This is a genomic window from Allobosea sp. TND4EK4 (genome assembly GCF_900156025.1).
Lineage (GTDB): Bacteria > Pseudomonadota > Alphaproteobacteria > Rhizobiales > Beijerinckiaceae > Allobosea.
Genome location: NZ_FTMO01000041.1, coordinates 1 through 6,245, shown reverse-complemented (window position 1 = coordinate 6,245; position 6,245 = coordinate 1). Strand labels below are relative to the sequence as shown.

General features: G+C 59.6%; 4 protein-coding genes. All 4 read left to right on the top strand.

All coding sequences use genetic code 11. The features are described 5' to 3' along the window. The first annotated feature begins 368 nt into the window (after positions 1–368). The 4 genes from BW981_RS22015 to BW981_RS22000 are packed head-to-tail and all read left to right on the top strand — an operon-like array spanning position 369 to position 6,085. Positions 369–1,034 carry a TnsA endonuclease N-terminal domain-containing protein gene (locus BW981_RS22015; RefSeq protein ID WP_175624197.1) on the top strand — a complete coding sequence of 222 codons (666 nt, stop codon included), beginning with the start codon at positions 369–371 and terminating at the stop codon, positions 1,032–1,034. After that, positions 1,034–3,184 (top strand): Mu transposase C-terminal domain-containing protein, encoded by a 2,151-nt coding sequence (locus BW981_RS22010; protein ID WP_076443125.1) that lies wholly within the window; start codon positions 1,034–1,036, stop codon positions 3,182–3,184. The genes BW981_RS22015 and BW981_RS22010 overlap by 1 nt, the downstream gene beginning before the upstream one ends. A gap of 7 nt (positions 3,185–3,191) precedes the next feature. Next, positions 3,192–4,253 carry an ATP-binding protein gene (locus BW981_RS22005; protein ID WP_076443123.1) on the top strand — a complete coding sequence of 354 codons (1,062 nt, stop codon included), beginning with the start codon at positions 3,192–3,194 and terminating at the stop codon, positions 4,251–4,253. After that, complete coding sequence (locus BW981_RS22000; protein WP_076443121.1) at positions 4,250–6,085, top strand: TniQ family protein; 1,836 nt, start codon at positions 4,250–4,252, stop codon at positions 6,083–6,085. Before BW981_RS22005 ends, BW981_RS22000 begins: the two co-directional genes overlap by 4 nt. Positions 6,086–6,245 lie beyond the last annotated feature (160 nt).

Sequence of the window (6,245 nt, the reverse complement as noted above, 5' to 3'; positions counted from 1 at the left end):
TGGGCTTCATCTTCGTTCCTTCGTCACTACGACGAAGCCCAAATCCTCCTTAAATCACAACCTCAAATCTGTGCCATTGGTGCTGACGGCGGACAGTAGAGACGAAGCTCGAACCGACCCAAAAATGAAAGGGACATTCTGACGCCCGTCAGAATGTCCCCTTGAGACAACCCACTCCTCCGGAACTGGAAAACCTCGGAGTGGACCTACCGAACTCCGGCAGCTGCCGAACTCAATTCCTCGTGTATACCTGCGCGCGTGATAAAGCGCAAGCAGTTTTCACGAGAAATTGGGGTCGCGGTAGTGTGCCTACCGAAGAGAACCCCAACATGCTTACTATTGAAAACCTGCCTTCTTCACCGACTCCGATGATCTATCTGCCGGGCGAGTCGCGTTCGTCTCGAAATGTCCACTCCAAGAGCCGCGGGGCGTGCCGACCCAGCGTCGTCATCCATAACCGCGAGGTCATGTGCGAGTCCGGCACGGAACGGGACGCCGCGCTGATCATAGCGACTGACCCGGACGTGATCGACCTTCGAGAGCAGCCACCCGCCGTGACTTGGATCGACGCCGAGGGGACTCTCAGGCGCCACACCTTCGACTTCCTGGCGACTCTGCGGTCGGGCAAGAAGGTCGCGATCGCGGTGAAGCCGATGGAGGTCGCGAAGCGCACCCGCTTTCTGGAGACATTAGGCCTTATCGCCCAGCAGCTGCCGCGTAGCTTTGCCGATGGCGTGAAGCTCGTCACCGACGAGGACCTGCCGCAAGACCATGTCCATAACGCGGTATTGTTCAAGCAGTCGCTTCGCACCTCGAATCCGGCGCACGACGAACTCATCAAACGTCTTCTGGCCGAGCACAAGTACGCGACGATCGGGCAGATCGTCGAGGCGAGCGGCCTCGAAGGTCAGGCCTTCCAGGCAATCATCCGCCTGATCGCCGCGGGCGTCGTTCGCGTCATCGACAATGCTCGGATCGGATATCTGGCCAGGATCGAGCTCTCGATCTCCTCGAGCAACGAGGAGGTCGCGTGATGAACTCCGAATTCACCCCGCGGTTTAGCCTGTCGTACCAGGATCGCCTGGTCATCAATAACATCGCCTACAAGCGCCGCCGCCGCCTTCCCCACGGGTATATTCTGGAACGCGTTGATGATCCCGATGTGGTCGAGACATTCACCGACCGGGATCTCTTGCTGGCTTCCTCAAAGCCCGACTTCCGCTTTGAGCGGAGCGCATTTGCCGAGGGCAAAGCGTCCGCTGCCTCCAATTCGGTCGATGGGCTGATCAGTTGGATTCCAGAAGATCAGCAGGAAGAGGTGCTGTGGCGCACGAGGTTTTGCGGAGGGATGGAGAAGGAGATCCAGGCCAAGAATGCCACTCTCTCGGACGCATCCTATAAGAAGTGGGCTCCAGTTGTCGCGCAGCGCGACCATGCTGATGAGCTAAGTCGTACTGCAAATCGCAATGCAGATGGCGAAATCATCAAGCCGAAGGCTGGCGATCGCGAGCTTGGGTGCCGCAAACCTCCAAGCGCGCGCACTTATCGCAAATGGCGCAAGTGGTATCTGGAGGGCGGCGAACGAGCTATCGCGCTCCGGAAGCGCTATTTCAGATCGGGTAACCGTGTAACGGAGCGACTGGGGCTGCCGGAGCGGCAGATCACGCACCGCTTCACCCAGCTATACATGTCGGAAACCCGGCCGACCAAGCGCGATGTCCATCGCCTGATGAAAGCTCACATCATCGAGGAGGAAAACCCAAAGCGGGAGGCGGCGGGTGAAAAGCCGCTTCGGGTCCCAAGCTATGAACGCTTGGTGGCGGAGATCAACTCCATCCACGAATTCGATGTTCATGCATGCCGCTACGGTCTCGATGCCGCAAGAAAGCGCTTCGCGATGGTCCAAAACGGCGTCGACGTCGAGCGGCCACTTCAGCGCGTTGAAATCGATGAATGGCGCGTAAACCTGCAAACCCTCTGCGCAGATCTCGGGATCCTCGATAAGCTTTCAGACAAGCTGCAGTCAGAGATCGCAACCGCGCGTCCGTGGCTATGCGCTGCCCTGGATAGCGCAACATCCGTCTGTGTCGGATTCAAGCTCGGCCTCACACCGACGGCCGAGCTTGCGTTGGACACTCTCGAGATGGTGGTGACGCCGAAGGCGCCGTACGCCTTGGCCGCCGGCGCGATGTGCCGAGACGACTTCTATGGCTCGCCCGAGCGCATTGTTCATGATCAGGGGGCCGCTTTTCTGTCCCTGCGGTTTCGCCGCGCGATCATCGATCTCGAAGCCGACGCGGAAGCTCCGCCAGCCGGAATTCCGTCACTTCGGGGTCGCATCGAGCGGTTCTTCAGAACAGCAGGTACGCAAGCGCTTTGCCCCTACACCGGCCGGACTTTTGAATCGATCGCGGCGAAGGGTGATTACGACCCGGTCGCCCGAGTCAGCCTGACCTTGCATGAGCTCTGCGATGTCATCACCCGGTGGGTGCTCGACATCTACCACAACACTCCACACGCAGGTTTGAAAGGAGAAACACCCGCCAACTGCTGGAAGCGCTTGGTCAAGGCCTATGGGATCATTCCATCGCCTGATCGCCACCGTCGTCGTGCCGTCTTCGGTGTCAAGCGCGATTGCTGCTTGACGCCAAAAGGCGTCAACTTGTTCGGCCTCCACTTCAATAGCCGCGAGTTGCAGGAATTCCGCCGCCAGCGAGGTGATGTCACCCTCGAGGCCCGCATGGACCATATGGACCTCGGTCACGTCTCCGTCCGCCTCGAAGATGGCGGCTGGCTCGCAGTTCCGAACGTACGGCCCGGCTTCGACGACGTCCCATTGAAAATTTGGCGCGCGGCGGAGGCGGATCTTCGGCGGCGATTCAAGGCTGAGGCGGCGGTTGCGGATGGGATCGTCGCGAAGGCGATCAAGGATGCCTGGGAGCTTGGCAGGGCAGCTGCTGCCCGCGTGAATATCTTCTCCACTCGGCCCAGCCCCGAAGAACTGGACTACGCACAAAAGGAGCTCGGGTACGGCTTTGGTCGACCTGCGCAGCTGCCTGACGGCGCCACGCCACTCGTCGGCAATCTGCTCGCGGGGGCGATACCGATCGGGGCCAACGAGGGCGCAGTGCCTTCAGCTGTCGCACCCAAAGCCAAGACCCGTTCATTCAAGATTACGGATTGATATTTCCATGACCTATAACTCTGACCTCATTGAGGTATTCCGCGTTTCGCTTTCAGACGAGCAGAAAATCGTATTGGGGGCGCGTGAAAAGCTAAAAAACAAGCATATCGAGACGGAATGGGATCCTGAGCTCAGGCGAAAGTTCGATACGCTCATGCGTTCCGTTCTGAGCCAGCGGCAGTCTGGCAGCGAGCCAGCGAACGCACGGCATGAGGGGCGCTGCCTCTTCGTGAGCGGGGAGGCCGGAACCGGGAAAACCGCATCTCTCGAGCGGCTCTTTCGAACACACCCCATCCTTCAGCCTCGGGGAGAGCATCGCTCTCCCTTGCTCAGGGTGATCGTGCCAGCTCCTTGCACCTTAAAAACGCTCGGGCGAGAGGTGCTCAGAGCACTGGGCTACCCTCTGGCTCGGGAATTGGCGGATCACATCATCTGGGCCCGCATCCAGGAGCTTCTACCCGTTGCCGGTGTGCTGATCATCCATTTCGACGAGACACACAATCTCACGGACAACGCCAACGTGGTCCAAATGGACAACATCAGGAAGACCTTCAAAACGCTGATGGTCTCGTCCTGGCCAGTTGGCCTGATCATTTCGGGCTTGCCTAGCCTGATCCCCGAGATGCGCAAAATCGACGAGATTCGCCGTCGCGGCCAGTTTGTGTCGGTTCCGCTGCTAAGGCTGCCTGACGACAATGAGATGGTCGAAGGCATCATCTGCGGCCTTGCGGAGGTGGTTGGCGTCGCAATTGGCGAAGACGCGGCCGAGCAGATCGCGCCTCGGCTGATCCACGGCGCCTTGCACCGCTTCGGGCTTGTAATTGAGCTGATTCACGAGGCCGTCGAGCTGGCCCTGTTGGACGAGAAGGCACTTTCGATCGAGCACTTCGCCACTGCCTACACAGACCGAACCGGCTGCGGCGCGCTGATGAACCCATTCGTGGCTCCAAACTGGGCTGATCTCGATTGCTCACAGGTCCTGGTTGATGAGCCGCCAATCGAGCCCGTCCTACCGATTGACCCGCCGCGTCGTAGTGGTCGCGGTCGCAAGAAAGGAGGTCGCTCATGAGCGGCCTCTATCCTTCGCTCGAGCTGCGGACCGGTGAGTCACCGGCGAGCTTCCTGTCACGGCTGGCACTTCTGCACCGCGCCCAGAGCCTCAGCGTGTTCGCGCTCGATATGGGTTTCCAGTACCAGCACATCGTAGACGGAGATCGGGCCGCGTTGAGCCGGCTTGCCAGCGTCTCCGGTGCTCCCGTCGAGCAGCTCTTCGATCAGGCCATTGTCCGTGAGCATGACCATTATCTCTATCGCGGGCAAACCTTCGTCAGATCCTCCCTCCGACGAGCGCGAGTCGTGGCCTGCCCCCGCTGCCTGGCGGAGGATCTCGGCGATGGCGCCAGTCCATGGCAAGCGAGCGGCCGCAGCGATTGGCTGTTTCAACATTACCGTGTTTGCCTGAAGCACCATGTGCGGCTGGTGGAGTTCGGCGAGGTCAGCAACGACCAGACCGCTCATGACTTTGCCCGGAGAATGGCACCGCTCGTCGTCGATATTCCGACACTCGCTCAAGAGGCAAAGCCGGGCGATCCAACAGAGTTGGAGCAATATCTTGAAGCGCGTCTGACTGGCGGCGCCGGCCCCCGCTGGCTCGACAGCCTGCCATTCTATGTTGCCTGGAGAACCTGCGAAGTGATCGGTGCCGTAGACCGCAACGGGCGCGATGCGCCCATTCGCGATCTGAGCGAAGAGGACTGGCGACATGCCGGCAGCCGCGGGTACGCCATTGCCGCTGGCGGGCCTGCCGATGTTCGAGCGTTCTTGCACGATCTCTGGTCGACAAGCAGTTGCGCCAGGCAAGGCGCCTCCGGCCCTCAGGCCTGGTTTGGGCAATTCTTCAAATGGCTGTACGCGATGAAGGGCGATCTGAACTACGACCCGGTTCAAGCCATCGTCATCGACTTCGTCGCTGACGTGGCCCCTGTTAGCCCGGACGACAGGCTCTTCGGCAAGCAAGTTGTTCAGGAACGACGGCTGCACTCGGTCTTCACGGCGACCCGCGCAAGTGGAATCCATCACAAGCGCCTCAGGAGGGTGCTCCGCGCGTCAGGCGTGTTGCCGCCCGATAGCGACCACCTCAGCGACAACTTGGTGACCTTCCGCCTGTCAGCAGGTGAGCCGATCATCGAGATGCTCCAGAACGTCATCACGCTGAAGCAGGCTGAGACCTACATCAATGCCGGGCGCGTGCACACCAAACTCCTGGCAGATCATGGCTTCATTCAGCCGGTGGAAGGGCATGACCGCCTCGAACTAGGCGATCAGCGCTACGACCGCCGCGAGCTTGACGAATTCATAAGGCGCCTGTCCGCCAACGCTGTATGGGTTAAAGAACCTGAGGGGCCCCAGTTGACCATCGCAGCGGCGGCGAAGCGTGCCTGCTGCTCGGCGATGGAGATTGTAAAACTGATACTCGATCAACAGTTGGGGTGGGTAGGCTCGTGGACCGCGACAACCGGATACCATTCCATTTTGGTCGATGTGTCCGAGATCAAACGGCTTACGCACGGTGAATACGGTGACAATCTTACAATGCGTCAGGCTGCAGACTTACTTCGATCCACCGATAGGGTTGTCAGCGTGCTCGTAGAGCGCCAGCTGCTCGCGACTGAGAGCCGGATCAATCCGATCAATCGATGTCCCTATATCGCCGTTCCACGCAAATCCATTGAAAGGTTCAAAGCGCAATATGCATCGCTCCATGAGCTTGCCCGCAGTCGCGGACAGCATATGCCGATCTTGAAGCGAGAATTGGCAATGCGCGGTGTTGAGCCAGCTTGGCCGCCAAATCAGGTTGGTGCGTCGTTTTACGAGCGAGCCGCTATTCCGCCCGGCATCTAATCGAATCCAGGTTCGCTAGAATTTCAACCCGGCCTCAACGGCCGGGTTTTTTGTGTTTTGGGCTAAGCTGGACACCCGCAAGAACCTACCGCGCTTGCTGATTTTATGATTCCATCTCCCCTCGGCGCACGGGGCGGATTGCGATGGAACAGCGGTCGTT

Bases quoted from the DNA above. Each gene is read 5' to 3' on its own strand.
- BW981_RS22015 (WP_175624197.1), top strand. From the start codon at position 369: ATGATCTATCTGCCGGGCGAGTCGCGTTCGTCTCGAAATGTCCACTCC.
- BW981_RS22010 (WP_076443125.1), top strand. From the start codon at position 1,034: ATGAACTCCGAATTCACCCCGCGGTTTAGCCTGTCGTACCAGGATCGC.
- BW981_RS22000 (WP_076443121.1), top strand. From the start codon at position 4,250: ATGAGCGGCCTCTATCCTTCGCTCGAGCTGCGGACCGGTGAGTCACCG.
- BW981_RS22005 (WP_076443123.1), top strand. From the start codon at position 3,192: ATGACCTATAACTCTGACCTCATTGAGGTATTCCGCGTTTCGCTTTCA.